The organism is Saprospira sp. CCB-QB6 (assembly GCF_028464065.1).
GTDB lineage: Bacteria > Bacteroidota > Bacteroidia > Chitinophagales > Saprospiraceae > Saprospira.
The window spans coordinates 1,791,678-1,818,318 of record NZ_CP116808.1 but is presented as its reverse complement, the minus strand read 5'-3'; the positions used below and the strand labels follow the sequence as shown (position 1 = coordinate 1,818,318).

Below are 26,641 nucleotides of genomic sequence, written 5' to 3'. Positions count from 1 at the left end.
GCTAATCTTTTAGCCAGTTTTTGATTTGTTCTAGGGGGCAGCCCGTAATTTGCACAATTTGTTCTAGGGGTAAATTGGCGGCTTGCATTTGTTTGGCCATGGCTTTTTTGGCTGCTAATGCGCCTTGTTCGAGTCCTTCTTTTAGGCCTTCTTCCAAGCCCTCGGCTCTGCCTTTTTCTAGGCCCTCTTCTAGGGCCGTGTCAATAGCATTTTTAATATCTCGGTGCTTTTTGAGGGAGACCTCATAATTTTGGCGTTCCTCAACAGAGTAGCTGGCAATTTCGGCGGCACGGAAAAGCCGAGTAAAAATGCGCTCTTGCAGCGCTGCGGGCCGATCTTCTAATTTGGCCAAATATCGGAAAAGATAAAGCCATTTATCTTGTAGGTCTTCTAACCCATCTAGGGTTTTGGTGAAATTAGGCAGCTCGATATAAATATAAGTGAGGTCTTCAAAGAAGAGCTCTTTGTCTTGGTCTTTGAGCTGTACATAGCGGATTACTCGATTATGGGGGTTGGGCTGATTGATCTTAAAATCGAGAATACAGATCGTATAAATGGGCCAGAGCTTAAAATTCCAATCGCCCCTTTCGGATTGTTCTTGAATGGGGAAAGTGCTATAAAAAATAGAGCGGTCGATGAAGTGATTTTGCTTACTGCGTTGCAGCTCAATAATAAACTGTTCGCCTCGGTTGCTGGTGCAATAGATATCAAAAATAACTTTTCGGTCCAGAAAGCTGGAAGGCAAGCGTTCGCTTGGTAGATACTCTAGGTCTTCCACCTGATGCTTTTCGGGGAGCAATTGATTGAGAAAATGGATCAAGAGGTCTTTGTTGGCAGCCTCGCCAAAAAGCTTCTTAAAGCCAAAATCGGTCAGTGGATTGATATAGCGATCCTTGATCATCTTTTTTTCTTCTTTTTCCAAAATTAAGGCATTTCAATGAGGTGATAAAAAAATGCAGGACTAAAAACTGCGTATATAACCAACTATAGGGACTAAAAAGCAAATAGTAAACACTTTAATACACTTAATTTTAAATTTGGGCCAAATTTGTGGTTTTGGGGGCACACAGCGCCTGGCCTAGCGATGTGCAGCAATGGCCCGTAGGGCCAGACCGAGCCGCCGAAGGCGGCGAAGGGCCGAGCTAAGAGCGAGCTGCGAAACGTAGCGCCTGCCGAAGGCAGGAGGCCCCAAAATAAAAAACCCTCCTTATTCAAGATAAGGAGGGTTGAGCTTGTTCAAAAACTACATCTTTAGGGAATGATAATAGCCTTTAAAGCACTCTTGATAAAAGAAACAACTATGCATCTTTAACTTGAGCAGCTTCTTCATCGGTAAGCAATCTAGACTTGATGATGAAGCGAACGCCCAAGGGAATTTCAAGGGAGAAGCTAGCCCCTCTACCTGGAACGACATCCAAGGTGAGATGACTATACTTCCAATATTTGTATTGAAAAGCTGACATATAAAATGGACAGCCTTCAATTTCGGCGAGCAGAACATCCGAATCGTCAATCATAAGTTCTCCAGCCTCAAAACACATTGGAGCTGAGCCATCGCAGCAACCGCCGCTCTGATGAAACATCAGCTCCCCATGTTTGGCCTTCAATTCTCGGATTAACTGCCGCGCCTTTTCTGTTGCATCGACTAGTTCTGCCATAAAATCGAGGGGTTTAGAAGAAGCCGAGGGCGTTCTTATCGTAAGAGATGAGCATGTTCTTCGTTTGGCGATAGTGCGCCAGCATCATCTTGTGGGTCTCGCGTCCGATTCCTGACTTCTTATAACCACCAAAAGGAGCATGAGCAGGGTAAGCGTGATAGTTATTCACCCAAACACGTCCAGCTTCAATTTTTCTAGAGATTTGGTAAGCTTGGTGCATATCGCGTGTCCAAACACCAGCACCCAAACCATAAGGCGTATCGTTAGCAATTTCTAGGGCTTCAGCCTCATCTTTAAAGGTTGTTACACAAACAACTGGACCAAAAATCTCTTCTTGGAATACTCGCATTTTGTTGTGTCCTTTTAGGATAGTGGGCTGAATGTAGTAACCACCAGAAAGGCTGTCTACTGTAGCTGCAGCACCACCTGCTAATACTTCGCAACCCTCTTCTTTACCAATTTTGATATAGTTGAGGATTTTTTCATATTGATCATTAGAAGCTTGTGCTCCCATCATTGTGGTAGGATCTAGCGGATGTCCCATTTTAATGGCTTTAACGCGCTCTACCAGACGTTCGATAAATTTATCAGCAATGCTTTCTTGAACTAAAATACGAGAGGGACAAGTACAAACTTCTCCTTGGTTTAGGGCAAACATAGCTGCACCTTCCAAGCATTTGTCAAAGAAAGCGTCGTCTTCTGCCATTACATTTGCAAAGAAAACATTGGGTGATTTACCACCAAGCTCCAAAGTAACAGGAACCAAGTTTTTAGAAGCATATTGCATGATAAGCTGACCCGTAGTAGTCTCTCCAGTAAAGGCAACTTTACGTACATCAGGGTGTGAAGCGAGAGGCTTACCAGCTTCTACGCCAAAACCGTTGACTACATTCAATACACCTTTGGGCAAAATGTCTTGGATGAGTTCCATCAAAATTAAAATGCCTACGGGAGTTTGCTCTGCAGGCTTAAGTACTACACAGTTACCCGCAGCCAAAGCTGGAGCCATTTTCCATGCAGCCATTAAAAGTGGGAAGTTCCAAGGAATAATTTGAGCAACTACGCCCAAAGGCTCAGGAACATTGATACAAACTGTATTTGCATCCAATTCACTCATGCTTCCTTCTTCTGCACGGATTACGCCTGCAAAATAACGGAAATGGTCGATGGCCAAGGGCATATCTGCTGCACGAGTTTCGCGAATGGCTTTACCATTGTCCCAAGTTTCTGTGCGGGCGAGAAGCTCTAGGTTTTCTTCCATACGATCGGCGATCTTGAGCAAAATATTGCTACGGAAAGTGGCCGAACTGTTATTCCAAGCAGGAGCAGCAGCCCAAGCAGCAGCTACAGCTTTGTCAATGTCTTCTTTGGTTGAACGAGGAATGCGAGTAAAGCTTTTACCGTCTACAGGTGATACGTTCTCAAAGTATTCGCCATTGGTGGGCTTTACCCATTCGCCACCAATAAAGTTTTCATATTGAGGCTTGAAATTAGGTGCTTTCAATGCCTCTTCTAGTACATTTGTTTCTTGCATGATGTTGTTGGTTGTTAAAATTTACAAAAGCCTAGAAACTTCTATAAACTCTTTGTTAGCAAATAGTTTTAACTGTTGACAAGCCAAAGGTAATCTATAACTTTGGGCCCTTTTTGTAGCTTTCTATCAAAGAATTGAACAATCCTATCAATTCTTATTCGATATGCCCACAAAAAAACTGTAATTTATAGGGAGTGCATTATTTTTATTTGGGACGAGCTTTATTCGTTCTGTAGATTGATGTTTACAAAATCCTTCCCCTTATCCTCAAAACTATCTACTATGCTACTTCCTGATAATTATCGAGCTGGTCGCCCACTACATACTTTAGTAGAGCAGCAAAACACTTTTGCCGCAGCTCAAGCAGAGCTTCATATTTTTGAAACTCATCAGATGGCAGAGGCGGTAGAACTGCAGTTTAGACAGCCCGTTTTAGCGGCAATGCTAATGGGGAAAAAGCGAATGCACTTGCGAGACAAGGAGCCATTTTGTTTCTTGCCAGGTGAATCTGTCTTATTACCACCCAATGAGTTGATGATTATAGATTTTCCAGAGGCCAATATGCAACAGCCCACCAAATGTTTGGCTTTGGCCTTAGATGAGGATATGGTTCAAAAGGAACTAGATTGGCTTAATACGGAGCGTCCTCGAGAGGATGGCTTACTTTGGTCCTTTCAGTCAGGCAACTTTCATTTTACGCATTCTATGGCAGTGCAGCAGATTTTACAGCGACTCATCTTTTTATTTACGGAGGGGCATCCCTCAAAGGATTTGTTTGTTGGAATGGCGCTTAAGGAACTTTTATTGCGTATCCTACAACAAGAAAATGAGGTAAAACTAGGAGAGGAAGATAGCCGATTAGCACAATTGGTTCAATATATTCGTCAACATTTAAGTGAAGATCTTAGTGTTGGGGAATTGAGTAAAAAAGCTTGTATGAGTGAGCCTCATTTTTATCGCTCGTTTAAGGCAGAATTGGGCCAATCGCCCAATGATTTTATTCAAGAAGAGCGGCTGAAGCTAGCCGCTAGTCTTTTGCTCCAAACCGATCAAAAAATTGGAGATCTAGCCTTAGATTGTGGCTTTAATAGCTTGTCTTATTTTAATCGCCTATTTAAGCGGCGTTATCAAAAAACGCCCTCTCGTTTTCGGAAAGAGAAGCAGGTGGGCTAAGCCTAGGACTGCTAGGCGTATATTGGCCCAGCGCTGCGGAGGGGTGGCCGAAGGCCAGACCGAAGCCGCCGCAGGCGGCTGAAGGGCCGAGCGAGCAGCGAGCCCTGGAACGACAACAAGAACTTTAGTTCGCAGTTCGACGACCGAAGGGAGTAACCGCCGCAAGCGCAGCGGAGGCCCCAAAATAGCAGTTTAATTAAAATAAAACTGACAGATTGTCAGTAGGTTATGCCAGGGTGAATAAATAAAAAAAAGCCTAAAGTCCCCATAATGAGGAGTTTGAGTCAGAATTGCGGCTATTAATTGCGCAACTTCCTTATTTAAGTTGTATTTTTGTATAGCTTTTGCTTAGTGCAAATGGCAGAGAGGGACAAACCCTTTCTAATTTACAGATTATAAACTTTATACCTTAGCATGTTTGGTTTCTTAAAAAAGATATTTGGGAACAAGGAAGAGCGTGATATTGAAGAGTTGCGCCCCGTTGTCGCCCAAATTAACGAGGAGTACGCCAAGCTCAAGAGCTTGAGCCATGATGAGCTCCGTCATAAAACAATTGAATTTAGAGCGGCCATTAAAGATTATTTGGCAGATATTGATTTAGAGATTGAAAAGCTGCAAGAGCAGGCGGTCTCTACAGAGGATATCTTCAAAAAAGAAGATCTTTATAAGGAGGTAGACCAATTGAAAAAGGATCGCGATCAGCGTCTAGAAGAGGTCTTGGAAAATCTTTTGCCTCAGGCTTTTGCTGTAGTGAAAGAAACGGCTCGTCGTTTTACAGAAGAAGAAACCCTAGAGGTAACGGCTACTGATTTTGATCATGAGGTAGTGAGTACCTGGATCAATGATGAGATTCGTCCACTAGAGCTAAATGGAGATAAGGCGATCTGGAAAAACCGCTGGATGGCTGCAGGAAATGAGGTGATCTGGAATATGGTCCATTATGATGTGCAGCTTATTGGTGGTGCTGTTTTGCACTCGGGTAAAATTGCCGAGATGGCGACAGGGGAAGGTAAAACCCTAGTCGCTACTTTGCCCGCTTACCTTAATGGTTTGGCTGGTGAAGGCGTGCATATTATTACAGTAAACGACTACTTAGCGAAACGGGATGCCGAATGGATGGCTCCTTTGTTGAGCTTCCTTTTCCTTACTGTAGATTGTATTGATAAGCACCGTCCGCATTCTGAAGGACGCAAGGCGGCTTACCGTTGTGATGTAACTTATGGAACCAACAATGAATTTGGTTTTGATTATCTGCGGGATAATATGGTCCATAAGGTAGACGAAAAAGTACAAGGTAAGTTCCACTATACCATGATTGATGAGGTGGACTCGGTTTTGATTGATGATGCACGTACGCCACTCATCATTTCTGGTCCAACCCCTAAAGATGATCGTGCTGAGCTATTTTTGGGCCTTAAGCCTGCTGTAGAGCAGATTATGAATGCCCAAAAGAAATTGGTTGTTCAGTTGATTCGTTCTGCTAAAGAAAAAATTGCCGCTGGTGACGCAAGTGCCGAAGAGGGCGGGGGAGGACTCGATCTTTTCCGTGCTTATCGAGGATTACCTAAAAACCGTGCGCTCATTAAGTTTTTGAGTGAGCCTGGCATGCAGCAAATTCTACAAAAAACAGAGGCTTTCTATATGGCCGAGCAAAGTAAGCATATGCACAAAGCTGATGCGGAACTGTTTTTTGTCATTGAAGAGAAAAACCGTAGTGTAGAACTGACCGATCGAGGAACAGATTTCTTGGGTAAGGGCGGTTCTGATAAGCACCTATTTGTTATGGAGGATATCAATGATAAACTCTTGCAAGTAGATAATAGTAGCCTCAGCCCCGAAGAAAAACAGCTCAAAAAAGATGAGTTGATTCAGGCTTTTGCCGCAAAAAGTGAGCGCCTACACGCCATGCGCCAATTACTCAAAGCTTATGCGCTTTTCCATAAAGAAGACGAATATATCGTTGTAGATGGCAAGGTGAAAATTGTCGATGAGCAAACGGGCCGCGTTATGGATGGCCGCCGCTATTCTGATGGTCTACACCAAGCACTAGAAGCTAAGGAAAATGTAGAGATTGAAAACTCTACACAAACTTATGCTACGGTAACCTTACAGAATTTCTTCCGAATGTACCACAAACTCGCAGGGATGACGGGTACAGCAGAAACGGAATCACAGGAGCTTTGGGATATTTATAAATTGGATGTGGTAATTATTCCCACCAATCGTCCTATCGCCCGCGATGATCGTAACGATTTGGTCTATAAGACAGAACGTGAAAAATATCAAGCGATCATTGATGAGGTCGTGAAATTGAGAGAAGCAGGCCGTCCTGTACTCGTTGGAACAACTTCGGTCCAGAGCTCAGAGATTTTGAGCCGTATGTTGGGCCTTCGCAAAATTCCTCATAATGTACTTAACGCTAAACAACACGCCCGTGAGGCCGATGTTGTGGCCGAAGCTGGTAAAAGTGGACAGGTTACCATTGCAACCAACATGGCCGGTCGGGGTACCGATATTAAACTAAGCGATGAGGTGAAGGAATTAGGGGGACTGGCCATTATTGGTACAGAACGCCACGATTCTCGCCGGGTAGACCGCCAGCTCCGTGGTCGTGCCGGTCGTCAAGGAGATGTGGGGTCTTCTCAGTTTTATGTTTCTCTAGAAGATAAACTGATGCGCCTTTTCCGCTCTGATCGTATCGCTAAAATGATGGACCGCCTAGGCCACAAAGATGGCGATGTTTTGCAACATCCTATGATTAGCAAATCTATCGAAAGAGCACAGAAGAAGGTGGAAGAGAATAACTTCGGTATTCGTAAACGCCTACTCGAATATGATGATGTGATGAATATGCAGCGGGAAGAAATTTACCGCCGCCGTAATAATGCTCTAGAAGGAGATCGCCTAGCGATTGACCTCAACGATATGTTCCTCGATTTGCTTTATGAGTTGATTGCTCAATATCAAAATGAACGCAATTATGAGGGCTTTGAACAGGCTATGATCCAAAACTTTGGGATTGATCCACAAATTACGGCTGAAGAGCTGTACACTACAGACCCCAATGATTTGACAGATCAGCTGTCTGCTCCTCTTTTTGCTACTTATAATCGAAAATTTGAGCATATCGCTCAAGCCATTTTGCCGCTCATCCAACGTATCTATGAGGATGAAAGCAATAATTTTACAAAAATTGCTATCCCTTTCACTAACGGTATCCAAGCTTTGGAGATCAATGCCGATATGGAACAGGCCGTAAAAACAAATGGTAAGAGCCTGATTAACCAAATCGAACGCTCTATTACTTTGGCCCTAATCGATTCTAACTGGAAAGAGCATCTCCGCGATATGGACGAGCTCAAAGATCAGGTCCAAAATGCTTCTTTTGCCCAGAAAGACCCCTTGGTGGTCTACAAAATTGAGTCACGTAAGCTATTTGCTCAGCTCCGTAGCCGAATCTCGCAAGAGGTATGCTCTTTCTTGTTCCGCGGCCTAATTCCTATCCAACAGGAAAGCCAAATTCAAGAAGCTCATGAGGTAGAAGAAGAAGAGTATTTCGAAGAGGTGCACAGCAATATCGAAGAGCAAAAAGCCGAACAGGAGGCCCAAAGACAGGCCGCTCAACAACCTCAAGGCCCTGCTCCAAAAGTAGCTCCACGCCGTGTAGAGAATAAGGTCGGTCGCAACGATCTTTGTCCCTGCGGTAGCGGCAAAAAGTACAAGCATTGCCACGGCAAAAACTAATTTGAGTTAGTTTATTCCCATAAATCGCTCACTTATAAGTATCTTTCTTGTAAGTGAGCTTTTTTTTGGGGCCCGCGGCCAGCAAGCTGGCCGCCGCTATGCTGCGGGGCTCACAGGTCTGTTCGGCCCTTCAGCCGCCTGCGGCGGCTTCGGTCTGGCCTTCGGCCACCCCTCCGCAGCGCTGGGCCGGCTGGACCAAAGGCCCTGCGGGCAAAAAGGGCTTCGCCCCCGCCCAAACCAAATGGACCCTATTTTCCCCACCCAATTCACTAAAAAATGAAGAAAGAAGTAGATATGGCTCAACAGAGCCTCACTCAATTAAAGCAGTATTTAGATCAAGCACCACTTTTGGCCCCTCAAGTATCTGCCAGAGGCGTAGATTGGCATATTGAGCATTCGCTAAAAGCAGCTGTGGCTATGCTACAAGCTATTGTAGAAAGCGAACCCGCTCAGTTTAAACCCAAGTTTAGCCCCTCCAAATCATTGATCTTGGCCACCGGCAAAATCCCCAGAGGAAAAGCCAAGGCCCCAAAGATGATTAACAACCGAGAAGAAATAGACCTAAGTAGCTTGCCCACCTTATTTGAACAGACCGAAGAACTGCTGCAAAAGGTGCAAGAACAAGCCGAAAAAGCTTATTTCGACCATCCTTTTTTTGGCCATCTCAAAAGGAACCAAGGCATTAAGTTTGTAGCGATTCATAGCAATCATCACCTCAAAATTATCGAGGATATCATTGCCGCCCAATAAGGCCGAAGCATTAAGATTTGAGCTGCCTATTAGGCTGAGCGGCTGAGGGATGGATAGCAGTGGCCGCAGGCCAGACCAAAGCGCGAAGCGCTGCAGGGCCGAGCGATCAGCGAGCTGCGACACAGCCCGACCTGCCCGTAGGGCGGGGCAGCCCCCAAAAAATATAAAACAACAAGAATGAAACTAATCGTAACCGTAATTCACGTCCCACTATCTGGTGGATTTTGGGGCCTCAAAGATGATCAGGGCCAAGAATATTTGCCCACCAATTTGGAAGAGAAATATGCTAAGCCTGGTCTTCGGCTAGAAATTATGGCCAAGGAGGTCGAAGATTACTTTTCTGTGCAGATGTGGGGAACCCCCGTCGAGATCCTAGAGTTGAAAGTACTTTAGCCCCATTTTTTACTGTAAAATGCTAACTATGAGTTGGATAGGATTGATTTTTATTTGGACCTTTGCCTCTTTGTCGCTTTGGTTGCTCTTTAAGGAGGAAGCCCATATTCGCAAATATTTTGGGCCTAGTTTTGTTGCCTCTTTTCTGATTTTCTTGGCTTATCATCTGGTTTTGCCAAGTACCTTTGGCTACATTCGGCTAGCGGTTTACCTCATTATTTTATTTGGGGGAGCCTTTGTCCTCAATATTTTTTCCAATAATAAAATTGCCTTTCTCTCTCTTTTAGGGGCCAGTATTTTTGGTCTTTATCAGTTAGATGTGCAGGGACTCAATTTGTTTTTTGGCCAAAAGGCAACAACTGATCAGCTTGATCCACAATCCGAGTTGTTGATTGAATTGGAGGAGGGGCAAACGCCAAAATTACTGGATGAATTGGCGGCCAAATATGGCTTTAGCTATGAGCCCGCCTTTAAATTGCAAAATCCAGAACAAACGGATTTAGATGATTTTTATGCCTTGAATATTCCTGAATCGGCTTTGGACCAATTGAGCGAGATTGAAGAAGAACTCAAAGATTTGCAGGGGGTAGAAAGTTTAGAGGAAAATGAGATTTTACAACTTTGGGAGCCCCAAGCAGCGAATACTATTAGTCGATCTCCCAAACAACCTTTGCTGAATGACCCTGGCATTGCCAAAATGTGGGCTTATGAAGCTTTGAATTATAATGGTTTGCATCAGCTATTGAAAGCAGAAGCTATTCGACCTAAGAAAAAGGCGCGCATCTTCATTTTGGATACGGGCATAGATGCCAAGCACGAGGATATTAAGGACCAATATCGCTCTGTAGGTAGCGAATACGATACGGATGTTCAGGGCCATGGAACGCATTGCGCAGGGATTGCCGCTGCCGTTTCTAATAATGGCAAGGGCGTGGCCTCGGCTTTTCCCTCTTCTGATTTTGTGGAACTGAGTAGCATTCAGGTTTTTCCTCGCTCAGGAGGAACCACTCAGCGTCGAATTATCAATGCTATGCTTTTGGCGGCAGACAAAGGAGCCGATGTGGTGTCTATGTCTTTAGGTGGCCCATCTAGTGATGATCGCCAAAAGGCCTATGAAGAGGCGGTCCGTTATGTGAATAAAAAAGGCGGCATTGTGGTTGTTGCTGCGGGAAACAATGGTTTTGATGCCCGTCGAATTGTACCCGCTTCCGTAAGTGGGGTAATTACCGTTTCGGCCTTGGATCCACAATTGCGTAAAGCTAGCTTTTCGAATGAGGTGCAGCACCTTAATTATGGTTTGGCGGCTCCTGGTGTAGATATTTATTCTACCATGCCCAATTCTAAGTACGATAATATGAGTGGAACCTCTATGGCTACGCCTTATGTAGCGGGGACCATAGGGCTTTTGCGAGCGCTTAATCCGAAACTTACCACCAAAGAAGCGTATGAGCTTTTGGCAAAAACGGGAAAACAAACGACCGATGGCCAAAAAACAGGTCCATTGATTCAACCCCTTCAGGCTGTACAAGCTATTAAGTAATTGATTAAGGACACAAAAAAAGCCCCGCCGAAAGGCGGGGCTTTTTTTGTGTATTTCAGCAACTGTTAGAGCGAGAAACTCTCGCCACAGCCACAAGTTCTAGAAGCGTTGGGATTTTCAAAATAAAACCCCTTGCCATTGAGTCCACCCGAAAAATGTAGGGTTGTATCAAAAAGATAAAGGAAGCTTTTGAGGTCGGTCACCACTTTTACGCCTTTGTCTTCAAACACCTGATCTTCAGTTTGCGACTCATTGTCAAAATCCATTTTGTAGCTAAGGCCAGAGCATCCTCCGCTAGTCACAGAGACACGGATAAAAAACTCATCGCCAAGTTGTTCTTGCTCCTTAATTTCTTGGATTTTTTCCTTGGCACTATCGGCTACATAAATCATAGTACAATTATTTATTGGCCCAAATTAGGCCTTGGCATTTTTCTCTTGGTAATCTTTAATTGCTGCTTTGATTGCATCTTCAGCCAAAACAGAACAGTGAATTTTTACGGGAGGAAGTTCCAACTCTTCCACGATAGCCATATTATCAATAGAAGCAGCTTCATCTACAGACTTTCCTTTGAGCCATTCGGTGGCCAAAGAAGAAGAAGCAATAGCAGAACCGCAACCAAAAGTTTTGAATTTGGCTTCTTGGATGATGCCATCTTCGCTCACCTCAATTTGTAGACGCATAACATCGCCACATTCAGGAGCGCCAACAAGGCCAGTACCTACCGTATTTTTATTCTTGTCCAAGGTACCTACATTACGAGGGTTCTTGAAGTGATCGAGCAATTTTTCAGAATAAGCCATAATATATGGAGTTTAAGCAGTTTTCAAACAAATTCTAGTGTTCAGACCATTCTACTGAGTCCAAATCAATTCCTTCTTGGTACATTTCCCAGATAGGAGACAAAGAACGCATGTGGTTCACCCCATCGCGGATGCGCTCAATAGCATAATCTACATCTTCTTCTGTAGTAAAGCGACCTAGGCTAATACGCAAAGAAGAATGCGCCAAATCATCTCCCAATCCCAATGCTTTGAGTACATAAGAAGGCTCTAAAGAAGCCGAAGTACAAGCAGAACCAGAAGAAAGTGCAATGTTTTCATTGAAGGTCATCATTAGGCCTTCTCCTTCCACATGCTTAAAAGAAATATTGGTCAATTGAGGCAAACGGCTTTCTTTGGCGCCATTCAAGACGACCTCTTCCATTTGCAACAATTCATGGTCAATTTTATCACGCAAAGCTTGCAAGCGAACAGTTTCCGCTTCCATTTCTTCGCCAGCCAATTCGCAGGCCTTACCCAAACCAACAATAGCAGGCACGTTTAGGGTTCCAGAACGCATCCCTCTTTCATGTCCACCCCCATCAATCTGAGCAGTCAATTTAACTCTGGGGTTTTTGCGGCTCACATAAAGTGCACCAACACCCTTAGGCCCATAAATTTTGTGCCCACTAAAGGCCAAAATATGAATGCCCATATCTTTTACATCTACAGGTACTTTCCCTACGGCCTGAGTGGCATCGCTAAAGAAAAGCGTTTTGTTTTCTGCACAGATTTTGGCAATTTCTTTTACGGGTTGGATGGTCCCAATCTCATTGTTGGCAAACATAAGGGCCACCAAAATAGTGGTATCCTTAATCGCTGCACGCAACTCATCCAAATCAATTAAGCCCTGGCGGTTCACATCCAAATAAGTTACTTCGATACCCTGACGCTCTAAGGCCTTACAAGTATCCAAAACCGCTTTATGCTCGGTTTTGGCCGTAATAATATGGTTGCCCTTGCGGCTGTACATATTGGCCACCCCTTTGATAGCCAAATTGACGCCTTCCGTAGCACCAGAAGTGAAAATAATTTCACGAGGGTCAGCCCCCAATAGTTTAGCAATGCGCTCGCGTGCTTGGTCCACTGCATCCTCAGCTACCCAGCCAAAGGAGTGGTTGCGGCTGGCCGCATTACCAAATTTATCCTTAAAATAGGGCAACATTTCCTCCAAAACTCTAGGGTCTACGGGAGTGGTGGCGCTATTGTCCAGATACACAAGTCTTTTATCGCTCATAGCAGTTATTTTTTGTCCTTTCTATTTAGATTCAATCTAATCACAAAGATAACAGACTTCTATGATTAATTGTTTGTCTTTAAGCGCTTTTTTCTCTTGTAGTGACAGCTATTTTTTATTTTTAGCGCTCTAAGGTCCTGAAACGCCTTTTTTTATGATTTTTTTAAGGGGCCTCCGCTGCGGCTGCGCCTTGCGGCGGTTACTCCCTTTGGTCGTCGAACTGCGCCCTAAAGGGCTTGTTGTCCTTTCAGGGCTCGCTGTTATTTTGGGGCCTCCGCTGCGGCTGCGCCTTGCGGCGCTACCTTTCGGGGCTCGCAGGTCTGCTCGGCCCTTCGCCGCCCAAGGCGGCTCGGTCTGGCGCTGCGCGCCACCCCTACAGGCAGCTAGGCCTGCGGCGGCTTCGCCGCCTGTCCACCGCAAAATTTCGGACCAATCTCATAAAAATGCCGTAACTTTGCCGCCCTAAATAAGAAATGAAAATATGCCAAAACATCCTAGAGATCGCTTTATTAGCGTATATGGACGCAAGCCCGTTTTAGAGCTGCTCGAACAAAATCCTTTGCCCAAAATTCATAGCATCCGCCTCGATAAAAAAGCCAAAGGCCCCACTATTGCCGCTATTCTCAAAAAACTGAAGCAATTGGGCCTAGAAGCCGAACGCGTAACTGGCGAAGAGGTGCACCGCATCTCTAAAAATCCTAAGCAGGATCAAGGCGTGGTGGTGGATGTAGAAAATAGCGCTATGGATGATTTTAGCGATTTTTTTCAAGGCCCACTCCCCAATAAAATAGCCTTTATTGCCCTAGATGGCGTAACTACTCCCGCCAATTTGGGCCTGATTATTCGCTCGGCTACGGCTTTTGGCTTAGGTTTGCTTTTGCCCCGAAAAGGCAGCGCCAAACTTAGTCCTCTTGTCGTAAAGGCTTCTGCTGGCGTTTTGTTTAAAAGCCAAATCGTTGGTTGCGAGCGCTTGGCCCCCGCCCTAAAAATGGCTAAAGCCGTTGGTTTTAAAGTTTATGCTCTAGCTGGAGGCGGAAGCAGTAATTTCTACCACAGCCAATTTGCCGATCGGGCCATTTTCATTATGGGCAATGAAACAGAAGGCGTGGGCGAACATTTGGCCCAATATATTGATGAATACTGTCATATTCCTATGTGGAATGAGGTAGAATCCTTAAATGTAGCCTGTGCAGCCACTACTGTCGCTGCTGAATATGCTCGCCGTCAACTCTAAAAAGCTTAAACTTATCGCTTATGCGTTCATCCTATTATGGCCTCTGTTGCTTATCTTTTATCCTTTTGCTAGGCGCTTGCAGTAGCAGCAAAAAGTATAAAATGCTACAAAGCGATAGACAAGAATTGCAATTGCAGTTGGATAGCAGCCGTAGCCAATTGGCCCAATTGATTCGAGAAGGGCAAGCCAATAACAGCCAACAAAGAGCGAAACTTCAAGAGGGACTTGCGGCCCAAAAAGCAGCAGAAGAAGCGAGAACCAAGGCGCTAACTCAATTAAAAGAGGCAATGAAGGCCCAAGAAGCTTGTGTGGCACAGCTAACTCAAGCCGAAAAGGCCCTGCAAATTTTTCAGGCAAAACTAGCCAAAGAGGCCCAAGAAAAAGCCGCTTTTGAATTGGTCGAAAAAGCTATATTAGAGCGTTTTAAGACCTATAAAGGCTTAAATTTTGAGCGAATAGAGGGAACAAAAGCCATTCGAATAGCTTGTCCAGATAGTTTATTGTTTGCCGGCAAGAACTCTGTGCAAAGCAAGGGCAAAGACTTTTTAGAAGATTTGGCTTCCCTTTTGAACGAGAAGGCCGATTGGGAGTTAGAGCTTAGAGCAACGGCAGATAAGGGGACAAAAGCCAAGGCCCGTTTGGCTCAGGCCAATACTCGAGCCAATTCTGTTGCGATAAAACTGCGTCTACTTGATTTGCCTTTGGAGCGACTTTATGTGGGAGCTTGGGCCCAAGAAGATAATATTCCGCTCTATTTGTACATTTACCCCAAGGGAAAACCTTAGGCGAAAGCGGGAGCGGCCAACTTTGGCCGCAGGCCAAAACGGCCTAGCGATGTGCAGCAGTGCGGCGAAGCCGCAGACCAAGGCCGTTAGGCCGCAGGGCCGAGCAGGCCTGCGAGCTGCGAAACGTAGCGCCGCAAGGCAAAGCCGCAGCGGAGGCCCCAAAAAAATAGGATTTACTTCATTGAAAAATAAACGATTTATGTTGCGAAGAAACTACTTAGTTGCTTTTGTGCTGTTATTTTTGATGGCAGGAGGGCTAAGCTCTTGTGTATCTAGCCGCCGCTATAAGGAGGAGGTGACGGCCAAAGAAGCCGCCGAAAAAAATGCCTCGGAAGCAGAGCGCAAGCGCCAAGAAATGCAAGAAGAATTGAGCACTGTTCAGGAAGATTTGAGCAAATTGAAAATCGCTCATAAGGAATTGACCTCGGATTATGAGCTTTTGCAAGAGCGTTACAATCAACAACAACGATTGAACAAAGATTTGCAATCTTCTTATGATAAACTATTGGCCCTCAATGAAAAGTTGAAAGAAGAAGCTGCTTCTAAAAAGCGCGAATTATCTGAAGAATTGAGCATCAAACGCCGTGAGTTGGAGCGTCGTGAGCGAGAACTCAAAGCCGATCAAGAGCGTTTGGAGCAAATGCGCAAAGAATTGGAGGGTAAAGATGCTAGCATTACCGATTTGGAGAAATATAAGAAGGAATTGGAGGCAGATTTGGAAGCCCGGGAGCGCCGTGTGAAAGAATTGGAAGCTGCAATTGCCGAGCGAGATGCCAAGGCGAATGCGCTTCGAACCAAATTGCTAGAGGCCCTAAAAGGCTTTAAGGATGCAGGTGATTTGGATGTAGAAATCCGCGATGGAAAAGTATATGTTTCTTTGAGTCAAAAATTGCTCTTTTCATCGGGAAGCGCAAGAGTAGATCGCCGGGGAATATCGGCCCTAGAAACGCTTTCTGGCGTACTCAACCGCAATAAAGATCTTTCTATTTTGATTGAGGGACATACCGACTCGGATGGAGATGCCAAAATGAACTGGGATCTATCTACAGATCGTGCTTTGGCCGTTAGCCAAGTGTTGATTAAAAATGAGGTAGACCCAGCACGAATTACGGCTGCTGGCCGTGGAGAGCATGCGCCCAAAGCCTCTAATGATACCACAGAAGGAAAGGCGAAAAACCGTCGGACCGAAATCATTTTAGAGCCACAACTCAATGAAATTATGGGCATCTTGTCGCAAGACTAAGTCTGCCTTTAAAAAAATAAGTAAAGCCTAGTCTACTTCGGTAGACTAGGCTTTTTTATGAAAATATCGTATTGCTGTTTTAGTGAAGCTCTGTCTCTAGATGAGAGAGGCGGCTATAGTCTAAAATATTGTCTAGAATATCCTGATCAGGCTCTAACAGGCAATCGTCTAATTGAGCTTGCCCTCTTTTGAGTTGTTCCAATTCTTCTTGTAAAGAGATGTTTGTTTCAAGGGCTTTTTGGATAGCCATAGATTCCAAGCAATCGAGCTCATTATAGAGGTAGAGTAGAAGGTCCTGAGTAGTAAATAATTGCTTCATGGTGGTTGGAATTAAGTGTGTGGAGTATATTCAACTATTTCAAGCAAATAGAATTATATTCGGCGTATATCTTAAAAACGATAGCCTGTCAACAAATGTTGCAGGCTATAGAATATTTTTTCAAAATTTTATTTTGTAAAAAAGTATTGATTTTACCCAACCCTTTTTTATTTACTCTCGTTTTTAACTACCAATATTAGTCTACGCGTTGCCAAGTTTGGGTTCTGTAGAACATGCCCCACCAACCTCTTACTTTTAGGGTGTTGGCGTTCTCTAGCCAAATGGTACAAGAATAGAGTTTTCCCTTTTTAGGATCAAGGATTTGACCGCCAGCATAACGCTTGCTTTCTTTCTCCATGCCATCAATAATTGTCATACCGACTACCTTCTTATTTTTGCGGTCGCCAGGACAAACGGCGCAAACGGGGTCTTTATCTTCATCGGCTGTACGGTTGAGCAATTTGGTGATTTTACCGTAGTATTTGCCGTTTTCCTGATAGATTTTTACATAAGAGCGGGCTTTACCCGTTTCATCATCAATTGTTTTCCAAGTACCTACACAGGTTTTCCCATCTACAGAAACTTGGGCCGAGAGGGCCAAAGAAAAAACGAGAAAGAGGCTCATGAGGCCCCAACGAATGGATGCAGTCAAGTTCATAGTTGTTGTAAATTTAAACATGATTAAAAGTTGTTTGCTAATATTTTTCTCTCCTAAGTTAATGGATTATTTGAAATATTTGTTTGGGGGCCATTTCTTTGTAGGAGTAGAGCACCCAAATTAAAGGGGCTTTTTGTATATTACGCCCGAATTTTATCAAATTTTCATTATAGAAAACTATGCGTTTTACCCTATCCTCTGCAGAGCTCAAAGAGCAGCTCCAGCTCGTTAATGGAGCTTTAGGCTCTAATCCAGTCCTACCTATCTTGGAAGATTTCCTCTTCCAACTTGAAGATGGCCGCCTGCGAATTACCGCGACCGACCTAGAAACCTTCGTGCAGGCAGAACTCGAAGTCAATGCCGAAGAGGAAGGGGCCGTGGCCGTTCCTGCAAAAATTTTGCTCGACACACTCAAGCAGTTGCCTACTCAACCCATTAGCTTTCAAGTAGATCCCAATAATTTTGCCATAACGATTACTTCCGCTTTTGGCCAATACCAATTGGCCGGCGAAGATGGCGACGATTATCCCAAATTGCCACAAGCCGATAGTGCCGAGGAAATCGAAATGCCCGCCTTGCTGCTCCTTGAAGGAATCAATAAAACGCTTTTTGCCGCCAGTAATGACGAACTCCGCCCCGCTATGACTGGGGTTTTGCTCGAAATTAACCCCCAGGGCGTCACTTTCGTCTCTACCGATGCCCATAAGCTGGTGAAGTATAGCTTTACCGAAATTGAACCCACTACCGACACTAGCCTGATCCTCCCCAAAAAGGCCCTGAACTTGCTCAAAAATGGCCTTTCTGACCATAACGGCAATGTCCGCATCGCCTTTAGCCGCAGCAACGCCTTTTTCTATTATGCCAACCAGATTATTATCTGCCGCCTAATCGATGCCCGCTATCCCGATTATAATTCGGTGATTCCCCAAAATAACTCGAAAACAATGCGAGTGGTGCGCCAAGATTTTCTCAATTCACTCAAACGGATCGCCAATTATGCCAATAAGGTGACCAACCAAGTGAAGTTGACGATCTCTGAGGAACATCTCAAAATTGAAGCAGAAGATATCGATTTCTCTAATAAGGCTTCTGAAAAAATGCCTTGCTACTATGAAGGCGAAACCCTAAGCATTGGCTTTAATGCCAAGTTTTTGGTCGAAATGCTCAATGTGATCGGCGGCGATAACGTTTTGCTGCATCTTGAGTCTCCCAACCGGGCCGGCGTTCTCCGCCAAGAAGAAGAAAATCCAGGCGAAGATCTACTTATGCTCGTGATGCCCGTGATTTTGAATTCCTAGGCCATAAACGGACTAAAATATACAGCAGTAAGCTCCTCGAGTTTACTGCTTTTCTTTTTTTGGGGCTGCCCCGCCCTGCGGGCGGGTCGGGCTGTGCGGGGGCTCGCTGCTCGCTCGGCCCTTCGCTTTTTCGCTTTGCTCAAAAGCTCGGTCTGGCCTTCGGCCACCCCCTACCATCCCTCAGCCGAGGCGCTGCGCGCCTTTTGGACCAAGGCCCTAGCGCTTTTCCAATATTTCTAAACGCTCTACCGCTAAGTTTTGTCCCCATTGCAAATGTAGGCTGTAAACGCCTGCGGCTATTTCTGGCCCTAACTGAATCTTTGCTCCTTTTCCCTCCGCTACTTTTTGTCCCCGCAGATTGTATAAGGTCCAGCTATCAAGAGCTTGGGCGGCCCGCCAAGCTCTTGGCCCTTCCATAATCAAATCAATCTGGACCAAAAAGGGCAGCTTGGCCTGCGGCCAAGCTGCCCGCTCTATTTTGGCCTGCCCCGCAGCTTCACCCGCCAATTGCAAGCCCTTGGGTTGCGGCAAAAGGGCCAATAAACGCCCCTCTGCCCAAGGCAAAGTTAATTGCTCCATTTGTTCGCCCTCATAATGGACCAAATAAGGCGAATAGGGTTTTCCCTGAGCTAAATAAGTACTGTCGGCCAGTTGTAGGGAGTCCTGAAAATAGCCGCCCAGAAATAAACCTTTTTCCCCCCAATAAGCGGCTTGTAGATAAATATTGCTTAGGCTGTTGCTCTGGCCCTTGGCCCAAATTTGCCCAGCCGTATCTAGCTCGGCCCAAAAATAATCATAGTATTTATAGGCTGTTTTGAAGAGGGGAGGAGCAGATTTTGGTCCCAACAAACCCGTAAAATGTCCCAAGACCATAAAGCGATCTGCTTTTTGGGGATGGGCCAAAAGCAAACGGGGCGAATCGGAGAAGACGCCCTGCCAAGGCCAAACCTTCTGCTTTTGGCCCAAACTATCGAGCTGCAAAAGCAGAAAATCAGTGTGTACGGGATTATTAAACAACAGTTGCTGCTCTAAAATTAGGCTGTCTCTATATTCTATGGCCCAAATGAGCTGATCGTTTAAGGGCAAAATGGCTCGGCCCCAGCTTTCTCTACTTTTGGGTCCTGTTTCCCAAGCCAAGAGTTTTCCCTCTTCTGTACTGAGTTTTGCCCAAAAGGCTTGGCTAATTCCTGGACCATACAAACATTGGCCTTGCCAAAGCAAACTGTCATTAAAACTGCCCGATAAATAGAGTTGATCTTTGCCCAAGGCCAGTTGATAAAGGGTATTGCTGCCTTTGGGCGACCAACTTTGGTCCCAAAGCCAATTTCCAGCAGCATCTAGGCCAAAAATGAGTGTGCTTTGCTTGGCTGATTGGGCTAGCAAACTATCTTGTCGCCACAAGCTATCTTGAAATTGCAGGGCGGCAAAAACTTGGCCCTCTGTCCCCGCAACTAGTCCCCGCCAAACCAAGTTTTTGCCCTCAAAATGCCAGCTTTTTCCGCTAGAGGATTGCAGACTCAAGGAAACTTGGCCCGCTTTGGCTTGAGTTTGCGCTTGCCAAACTTGCTCCTTGCCCAAAACTTGGGCGTCTATTTGGCTCTTTTGGGCCCAAAGTAAGCTAGGAAGCCCTAAAAAAAGGTAATTTAGATATGATCTAAATAGTTTTGATAAAAGGAAGGCGATAAACGGCAAACAGTGCATAATTGTTAGTTAATTAGGATAAAAAGGCCTTTTCAAAGGGGTTTGCTGTACTTAACAAGGATTTAAAGATGAGGGGATGAACTGGCCCAACGCCTAAAAAATTGTACTTTTGTGGGCCAATTTGGGCGGCGAAGCCGCCAGGGCCGAAGGCCCAACGGCTGAGGGATGGACAGCAGTGGCCCGCAGGGCCAGACCAAAGCGCTTTAGCGCTGAAGGGCCGAGCGAAATAGCGAGCTGCGAAACAGCCCGACCCGCCTGAAAGGCGGGGCAGCCCCAAAAAAAGATCATATTAGATATTAAAACGATAGGATATGAAAAAGATGCAAATTTTGGCTTTGGTTGTCATTGCCGCAGCTATTGGAGTATTGATTACGCAGGCTAGCGATTATCAAAGTTATGGTGATTTTTCGGTGGCTATGGAAGAAATGGACCGCAACCATCAGATTGTGGGGCAGTTGGTGGTAGATGATGCTCGCCCCATTGTGTATAATCCAGAAGAGGATGCCAATGCTTTTTCTTTTTATATGGAAGATGAGCAGGGAACGATTAAAAAGGTGGTGGCGCAGATGGCCAAGCCGCAGGATTTTGAGCGTTCGGAACAAATTGTATTGACCGGCCGCATGCAGGGGAGTGACTTTATTGCTCATGATATGCAGTTGAAGTGTCCTTCTAAGTATCAGGACCAAGCACTGCAAAGCCAAAAAGCAAGGCAGGTAGTGAGTAAATAAGGAGGCTTTTAGGAGCTTTCTATTCTAGTAAGTTGATTTAGGGAAGATGAATTACGAAGGAGAACATTTGTGGCCAGGGATTATTGGGCACAGCCTTATTGTTTTGGCATTTGTGAGTAGCCTTTTGGCCCTTTGGGCTTATGCGGGGGCCACCAATAGCCGAAAAGATCTTGTTGCGAGTAGAGATTGGACACGCATTGGGCGTTGGAGTTTTGGCATTCATGGCCTGAGTGTTTTTGGCGTTATCGGGCTGCTGTTTTACATTATGATTGCTCGTTATTATGAGTATGAATATGTTTGGGGGCACACCTCCGACAGTTTGCCGTTTCAGTATATTTTTTCGGCCTTCTGGGAGGGCCAAGAGGGGAGCTTTTTGCTCTGGATGTTTTGGCATGTCGTTTTGGGCTTGGTTGTATTGAGCCGAAAAGATAAATGGGAGGCCCCGGTTCTGGCCGTTTTTGGCTTAGTCCAAGCCTTTTTGAGCTCTATGCTTTTGGGCTTTTATTTTGGCGAGGGAGATGATCGGATTGGTTCTAACCCCTTTGTGCTGCTGCGCAATGTGCATGAGGCCCCCATCTTTAATATGCCCAATTATTTGCAGTCGATTGAGGGCACTGGCCTAAATCCGCTTTTGCAAAACTATTGGATGACGATCCACCCCCCTACGCTCTTTTTGGGCTTTGCCTCGACCATTGTGCCTTTTGCTTTTGCGATTGCTGGCCTTTGGACCAAAGAGCATAAGGCTTGGATTAAGCCGGCCCTGACTTGGTCACTTTTCTCTGGGGCTATCCTCGGTACAGGTATTCTGATGGGAGGGGCCTGGGCCTATGAGGCCTTGAGCTTTGGGGGTTATTGGGCCTGGGACCCTGTAGAAAATGCCTCTTTGGTCCCTTGGTTGATTATGTTGGCGGGCACGCATACGGCCTTGGTGGCCCGCAATAGCCCGCATTCAATTCGCTCGACTTATCTGTTCTTTATTCTGAGCTTTGTGCTGATTGTCTACTCGACTTTCTTGACGCGCTCGGGGGTATTGGGTGAAACTTCGGTGCATGCTTTTACCGAAATGGGCCTAGAATGGCAGTTGATTCTCTTTATGGCCGCCGTGAGTATTTGGCCTTTGGTCCTTTATTTTAAGGCTAAAAAAGAGATTCCTAGCGTAGAAAAGGAAGAGAGCAGTTACTCCAGAGAGTTTTGGATGTTTGTAGGGGCTTTGGTCCTGCTGTTTTCTTCGGTTTTGATTACGGCCACGACCTCTATTCCCGTTTGGAATAAATTGGCCGATGCCTTTTCTGCCCTTGTTGGCGGTGGCGATATTACCAATATTGCCCCTCCCGAAGATGAGGTGGCCCATCATAATCGCTACCAATTGTGGATTGGCGTATTGATTGGCTTTTTATCGGGGATTTCGGTGCTTCTGCGCTATCGCAGCCGAGAGATTTCGGCTAGTTTTGGCCGCTTTTTGGGGATTCATTTGGGGGGAGCTTTTCTGCTTTCGGCCTTAATTACCGTTCCCCTGATGCTTTGGTCTTCTATTGTGGCTTGGCAATATTGGTTGCTGGTCGGCAGTGGAATTTTTACCGTGATTACGAATTTAGATTATATCGTTTCGGTTATCCGTGGCAACATTAAGGTGGCGGGAGCGCCCGTGGCCCATATTGGTTTTGGTTTGTTGATGGTGGGCGTGGTCTTTTCTGGCGCACTCAAACGGCCCATTTCAGAGGGATTTACCTCTATTGAGGTCAATGATATCAATCCCCAATCGAATAAGAATGTTTTAGTGGTTAAGGGGCAGCCGGTCCCTATCGCCGATGGCTATACCGTAGAATACAGCCGCGATTGGGCCGAGGGCAATCAGCAGTTTTTTGAGCTGAAGTTTACTAAAAAGGATGCTGCAGGGAATATCATAGAGGAGTTTAGCACTTCGCCCAATGTGATCCGAGATTCTTTGCCCAAGGATAAGTTTAAGTTCCGCGCAGCTAACCCCAATACCCGGCATTATTTCGAGAAAGATATCTTTACTTTGGCCATTCCGCATTGGGCTTTTGAAGACCCCGAAGCGAGCAAAGAAGAGGAAGAAGCCGCTAAATGGGAGTCGCATATTATTGAGCAGGGCGATACTTTTTTCACGCCTGGCCATTATGTGGTTTTCGATCAAATTGGGACCGAATTGCCCCAAAACGAGGCTTATCAGTTTCAAGAGGGAGACATCCCCATTACGGCTATTCTCAAGGTGTATGCCCTCAATTCGGACAGCTTTTATTTGGCCAAACCCTTTTTGTACATCCGAGATAATCGCCCCCTCAATATTCCTTATGAGCTAAAGGAATTGGGCCTCGATTTCCGTTTTGCGCAGGTGTTGCCCGAAAGCAAAGATCGGATGAAAATGCAGTTTGATGTCCGTAGCAACAAACCCGAAAAAGCCTATGTGGTGGTCCAAGCTTTGGTCTTCCCCGGCATCAATTGGGTCTGGATCGGCTCCATCATGATGATGATCGGCCTGCTCATGGGCATGTTCCAACGGATGGGGAAAATAAAATCCAAAAAGCTAGAGATCTAAGCTCTAACTGATGGAGAGCAAAAGGAGTAGTAATTTTTTACTGCTCCTTTTTTGTTTTTGGGGCCTCCGCTGCGGCTTCGCCTTGCGGCGCTACGCTTTGGGGCTCGCAGGTCTGCTCGGCCCTGCGTCGCCTTCGGCTCCTGGGTCTGGCGCTACGCGCCACCCCTCCGCATCGCTAGGCCGTTTGGCCTTCGGCCATTACTGCGGGTTAAAACCCGCAGCCAGATCAGGCCCGAATTCGCTAGCTTTTAGCATCCCCATGGCCTGCAGCTTAAAAGCCGCAAGACCTGGAAACCGAATGCTTTCGCCTTTCTTCAATGGAGCCTGTAGGTTAAAACCTACAGGCCAATATGATATAAATCCTCCCCCTAGGGCCAAGGCCCTAGGCTATTAAATCTATCATCCCCTCCTTCGAGGGGATTCGCCTTTCCTCCTGAGCTTGAACAGTTAAGCGAATAAAATCTTTAACTACCAATTATTTGCTTGCTCTTCAAATATAGACTTAGTACCTAAGGGCCAATACACAAAATTACATCTGGGCTCAATTAACCAATAGAGCCAAACAAAAAGCCCCCTCGAAGGAGGGGGCGACTATGACTATTAGCCTAGGGGCTTGCCCCTAGGGTAAAATGAGAAGGGCTTAAATACAACCCTATCCAACACTTCGCTGCTAAGCGAGCTTAGCTGATTTGCAGTAGGGGGGGGGGCAGAAAAAAAAGATAGGGCCTTATACAGCCTCCCCAAGCTAATTGTAATCTGCAGATTAGGCTGGGCGCCACGCCCACGTTAATTGTAATTTGCAGATTAGGCTGGGCGCCACGCCCACGTTAATTGTAATTTGCAGATTAGGCTGGGCGCCACGCCCACGTTAATTGTAATTTGCAGATTAGGCTGGGCGCCACGCCCACGTTAATTGTAATTTGCAGATTAGGCTGGGCGCCACGCCCACGTTAATTGTAATTTGCAGATTAGGCTGGGCGCCACGCCCACGTTAATTGTAATTTGCAGATTAGGCTGGGCGCCACGCCCACGTTAATTGTAATTTGCAGATTAGGCTGGGCGCTACGCCCACGCTAATTGTAATCTGCAGATTAGGCTGGGCGCTACGCCCACGCTAATTGTAATCTGCAGATTAGGCTGGGCGCTACGCCCACGCTAATTGTAATCTGCAGATTAGGCTGGGCGCCACGCCCACGCTAATTGTAATTTGCAGATTAGCTGGGGGAAATTCCCCACGTCAATTGTAATCTGCAGATTAGCGTGGGGGAACAGATTCTCCGCTTTTAGAGAAAACAAAGTACATATTTCATAGAAAAAGCCTGTCCGTTGAAATAACGGACAGGCTTTTGGGATTTATTTTTTGCGTTATGCAGGCGCGAAGCGCCGCAGGCCCAGCGCTGCGGAGGGGTGGCGCGCAGCGCCAGACCTAGGCGGCAAAGCCGCCGCAGGGCCGAACAGACCTGTGAGCCCCGCAGCATAGCGGCGGCCGACCTAGCCAAAGGCTAGCCGGCCGCGGGCCCCTAAAAAATAGTTTAGAGTAAATCCTCGCCCCATTGGTCTACGGCTGCTTGGCGAATCTCCTTGATATGTTGTTCTGCGGAGAGGGGGGCCAAGAGGAGCAATTGAGGTTCATCGACCACCAGCATATTGTCTAGATCGTAGAGAATGACGGGGCGGTTTTGGCTGCTATAGAGCAGATTATTTTTGCTATTGGCGAGTTGGCATTGCTTTTTATCGAGGCCCAGGACCAGGTTATTATCCTCGTCTTTGTTGGGGGCCACTTGTTGGAGGGCCTGCCAGGTGCCCACATCAGACCAGCCGATATCGGCGGGCAGGGTATAGATATTATCGGCTTTTTCGCTCACGGCATAGTCAATAGAAATACTTTCTATTTGCTCATAGATGGCTGCGCTGCCTTGGGGAACGGCCAGTTTATTTTGGAGTTGGCCATCATAATTTTGGAACGCTTGATAGAGGCTAGGGCTATGTTTGGCCAAAGCTTTTTGGATCGTTTGGACCGACCAGAGGTAGATGCCTGCATTCCAGAGATGTTCGCCACCGGCCAAAAAGGCCTTGGCTTTTTCTAGTTCGGGTTTTTCGGTAAACTGTTTAACCTTAGAGATATTTCCTTGGGCTTGGGCATCAAAATGAATATAGCCATAGCCAGTATTGGGGTAGTGGGGTTGGATGCCGAGGGTAAGTAGCGCCTCATTTTGGCCTACAAAATCGAGACCTTCCTGTAGTTTTTTAACAAACTCTGCTTCATTGAGAATTAGGTGATCGGAGGGGGCGAGGACCACGCGGGCTTGGGGGTTGATTTGCTCTAAAAAGCGCATCCCCATAGCAATACAGGGCGCTGTATTTTTGCGGGCGGGCTCCATAATGATATTCTGAGGGGCGAGACCGGATTGCTCTAGGGCCAGTTGGCCGTGTTCCTCAGAAGTAACGATAAAGATATTTTCTTTGGGAATAAAGCGTTCAAAGCGTTTGACCGTCAGTTGAAGGAGTGTTTGGCCTACGCCCAAAACATCTAGGAATTGTTTGGGTAAGCTATGGCGGCTAGCGGGCCAAAATCGAGTGCCGAGCCCCCCAGCCATAATAAAGACATAGTCGTTAGATAACTGCATATAAGTAAGATCTGATTGTAGGGCCGGGGCCCAAGTGGCTAGACTTGTTCTTCTTCCTCTTCATCTTCAAAAAAGCCATAATCGGCTTCTAGGCGTTGGAGGCTATAGAGAAGGCTAGTCTTAAAGTAATTTTTGAGAAAGTAAGCTTGGTATCGTCCGAGGGGGTCTTTGCTATTATGGGGGAGGTCGGCTTCTAGGCGCCAAGCGAGTTGGGTATAGTCGGGAATACTATTGTCTAGCGCCATAATGCCTTGAATTTTGAGTGGGGAGCGGTCAACCTCCAGCTCAAAATTGATTTGTTGTTCATTGGCTTGGGTAATAATAAGTTTGGCAGAGATCTGTTTACTTTTCCAGAACATCATAGCGCCGGGGCCTGCTTCTGGGCCTTCAAAAGAGAAGGAGTAGCCTTGTTCTTTGGTCCAGGCCGACCAATTGGGCCAATTGGCTGGTGTTTGGAAGAGGGCCAATAGTTCTTTGGGGCTAGCGGCTAGTTGGGCCACCTCTTCGATGCGCCAAGATTGGGGCAGCATAAAGGCGAAAACGGCGGCGACTAGGGCCAAGACGGCAATCAGTACGATGAAGGTAAAGAGTATAGACATAGGGCAAAGGTGCATACATAAAAAAGGGCCGCAGTATTGCGG

At 46.0% G+C, this 26,641-nt stretch carries 22 protein-coding genes; 11 read left to right on the top strand and 11 right to left on the bottom strand.

What is annotated here, in order from left to right:
• Nucleotide 1: 1 nt before the first annotated feature.
• The 3 genes from PPO43_RS07135 to PPO43_RS07125 form a co-directional block, all read right to left on the bottom strand.
• Nucleotides 2-901 carry an Rpn family recombination-promoting nuclease/putative transposase gene (locus tag PPO43_RS07135; RefSeq protein WP_272621330.1) on the bottom strand — a complete coding sequence of 300 codons (900 nt, stop codon included), beginning with the start codon at nt 899-901 and terminating at the stop codon, nt 2-4.
• 397 nt (nt 902-1,298) lie between these two features.
• Entirely contained in the window at nt 1,299-1,658 is a 360-nt protein-coding gene (locus tag PPO43_RS07130; protein WP_272621118.1) for a DUF779 domain-containing protein, read from the bottom strand.
• Nucleotides 1,659-1,671: 13 nt separating this feature from the next.
• A complete protein-coding gene (locus PPO43_RS07125) occupies nt 1,672-3,192 on the bottom strand; it encodes an aldehyde dehydrogenase family protein (RefSeq protein WP_272621117.1) in 1,521 nt (506 codons plus the stop codon).
• A 282-nt stretch (nt 3,193-3,474) separates the two neighbouring features.
• Here PPO43_RS07125 and PPO43_RS07120 point away from each other — a divergent pair, with 282 nt between their 5' ends.
• From PPO43_RS07120 to PPO43_RS07100, 5 genes are all read left to right on the top strand, one after another.
• Entirely contained in the window at nt 3,475-4,365 is an 891-nt protein-coding gene (locus tag PPO43_RS07120; protein ID WP_272621116.1) for an AraC family transcriptional regulator, read from the top strand.
• A gap of 414 nt (nt 4,366-4,779) precedes the next feature.
• The gene (gene secA / locus PPO43_RS07115; protein WP_272621115.1) at nt 4,780-8,109 is read left to right on the top strand and encodes a preprotein translocase subunit SecA; all 3,330 of its coding nucleotides are present in this window, start codon (nt 4,780-4,782) and stop codon (nt 8,107-8,109) included.
• A gap of 276 nt (nt 8,110-8,385) precedes the next feature.
• A complete protein-coding gene (locus PPO43_RS07110) occupies nt 8,386-8,859 on the top strand; it encodes a DUF1569 domain-containing protein (RefSeq protein ID WP_272621114.1) in 474 nt (157 codons plus the stop codon).
• 177 nt (nt 8,860-9,036) lie between these two features.
• Complete coding sequence (locus tag PPO43_RS07105) at nt 9,037-9,252, top strand: hypothetical protein (protein ID WP_272621113.1); 216 nt, start codon at nt 9,037-9,039, stop codon at nt 9,250-9,252.
• Nucleotides 9,253-9,280: 28 nt separating this feature from the next.
• Complete coding sequence (locus PPO43_RS07100; protein WP_272621112.1) at nt 9,281-10,792, top strand: S8 family serine peptidase; 1,512 nt, start codon at nt 9,281-9,283, stop codon at nt 10,790-10,792.
• Between the two features lie 65 nt (nt 10,793-10,857).
• Here the strand turns inward: PPO43_RS07100 and PPO43_RS07095 are convergent, their stop codons facing one another.
• From PPO43_RS07095 to PPO43_RS07085, 3 genes are read right to left on the bottom strand one after another with little or no spacing between them, the layout of a single operon-like run.
• A complete protein-coding gene (locus PPO43_RS07095) occupies nt 10,858-11,184 on the bottom strand; it encodes a HesB/IscA family protein (protein WP_272621111.1) in 327 nt (108 codons plus the stop codon).
• 24 nt (nt 11,185-11,208) lie between these two features.
• On the bottom strand, nt 11,209-11,595 hold the full coding sequence (gene iscU / locus PPO43_RS07090) for a Fe-S cluster assembly scaffold IscU (RefSeq protein WP_015692242.1): 387 nt from the start codon (nt 11,593-11,595) through the stop codon (nt 11,209-11,211).
• A gap of 34 nt (nt 11,596-11,629) precedes the next feature.
• Entirely contained in the window at nt 11,630-12,850 is a 1,221-nt protein-coding gene (locus PPO43_RS07085; protein WP_272621110.1) for an IscS subfamily cysteine desulfurase, read from the bottom strand.
• A gap of 481 nt (nt 12,851-13,331) precedes the next feature.
• Between PPO43_RS07085 and PPO43_RS07080 the strand changes: the two genes are divergently transcribed.
• From PPO43_RS07080 to PPO43_RS07070, 3 genes are all read left to right on the top strand, one after another.
• Nucleotides 13,332-14,084 carry a TrmH family RNA methyltransferase gene (locus tag PPO43_RS07080; protein ID WP_272621108.1) on the top strand — a complete coding sequence of 251 codons (753 nt, stop codon included), beginning with the start codon at nt 13,332-13,334 and terminating at the stop codon, nt 14,082-14,084.
• Between the two features lie 20 nt (nt 14,085-14,104).
• Nucleotides 14,105-14,869, top strand: coding sequence for a cell envelope biogenesis protein OmpA (locus PPO43_RS07075; protein ID WP_272621106.1), 765 nt, complete (start codon nt 14,105-14,107; stop codon nt 14,867-14,869).
• A 199-nt stretch (nt 14,870-15,068) separates the two neighbouring features.
• Entirely contained in the window at nt 15,069-16,112 is a 1,044-nt protein-coding gene (locus tag PPO43_RS07070; RefSeq protein WP_272621105.1) for an OmpA family protein, read from the top strand.
• 79 nt (nt 16,113-16,191) lie between these two features.
• On the opposite strand, the gene PPO43_RS07065 is transcribed toward PPO43_RS07070, so the two are convergent.
• Together PPO43_RS07065 and PPO43_RS07060 are read right to left on the bottom strand one after the other, a co-directional pair.
• Nucleotides 16,192-16,431, bottom strand: coding sequence for a hypothetical protein (locus tag PPO43_RS07065; protein ID WP_272621104.1), 240 nt, complete (start codon nt 16,429-16,431; stop codon nt 16,192-16,194).
• A gap of 196 nt (nt 16,432-16,627) precedes the next feature.
• Nucleotides 16,628-17,089: a DUF2147 domain-containing protein gene (locus PPO43_RS07060; protein ID WP_442985445.1), complete on the bottom strand. Its 462-nt coding sequence runs from the start codon at nt 17,087-17,089 to the stop codon at nt 16,628-16,630.
• A 179-nt stretch (nt 17,090-17,268) separates the two neighbouring features.
• On the opposite strand from PPO43_RS07060, the gene dnaN reads away from it, so the two are divergent.
• Nucleotides 17,269-18,387, top strand: coding sequence for a DNA polymerase III subunit beta (dnaN, locus tag PPO43_RS07055; protein WP_272621102.1), 1,119 nt, complete (start codon nt 17,269-17,271; stop codon nt 18,385-18,387).
• Nucleotides 18,388-18,603: 216 nt separating this feature from the next.
• Here the strand turns inward: dnaN and PPO43_RS07050 are convergent, their stop codons facing one another.
• Nucleotides 18,604-19,965, bottom strand: a complete 1,362-nt coding sequence (locus tag PPO43_RS07050) for a hypothetical protein (RefSeq protein WP_272621101.1) — start codon at nt 19,963-19,965, stop codon at nt 18,604-18,606.
• Nucleotides 19,966-20,399: 434 nt separating this feature from the next.
• Here PPO43_RS07050 and PPO43_RS07045 point away from each other — a divergent pair, with 434 nt between their 5' ends.
• Together PPO43_RS07045 and ccsA are read left to right on the top strand one after the other, a co-directional pair.
• Complete coding sequence (locus PPO43_RS07045; protein WP_272621100.1) at nt 20,400-20,816, top strand: cytochrome c maturation protein CcmE domain-containing protein; 417 nt, start codon at nt 20,400-20,402, stop codon at nt 20,814-20,816.
• Between the two features lie 46 nt (nt 20,817-20,862).
• Nucleotides 20,863-23,373, top strand: a complete 2,511-nt coding sequence (gene ccsA, locus PPO43_RS07040; RefSeq protein ID WP_272621098.1) for a cytochrome c biogenesis protein CcsA — start codon at nt 20,863-20,865, stop codon at nt 23,371-23,373.
• Nucleotides 23,374-24,905: 1,532 nt separating this feature from the next.
• Here the strand turns inward: ccsA and PPO43_RS07035 are convergent.
• Nucleotides 24,906-26,000: a mannose-1-phosphate guanylyltransferase gene (locus tag PPO43_RS07035; protein WP_272621097.1), complete on the bottom strand. Its 1,095-nt coding sequence runs from the start codon at nt 25,998-26,000 to the stop codon at nt 24,906-24,908.
• A 38-nt stretch (nt 26,001-26,038) separates the two neighbouring features.
• Nucleotides 26,039-26,599 carry a hypothetical protein gene (locus PPO43_RS07030; RefSeq protein WP_272621096.1) on the bottom strand — a complete coding sequence of 187 codons (561 nt, stop codon included), beginning with the start codon at nt 26,597-26,599 and terminating at the stop codon, nt 26,039-26,041.
• Nucleotides 26,600-26,641 lie beyond the last annotated feature (42 nt).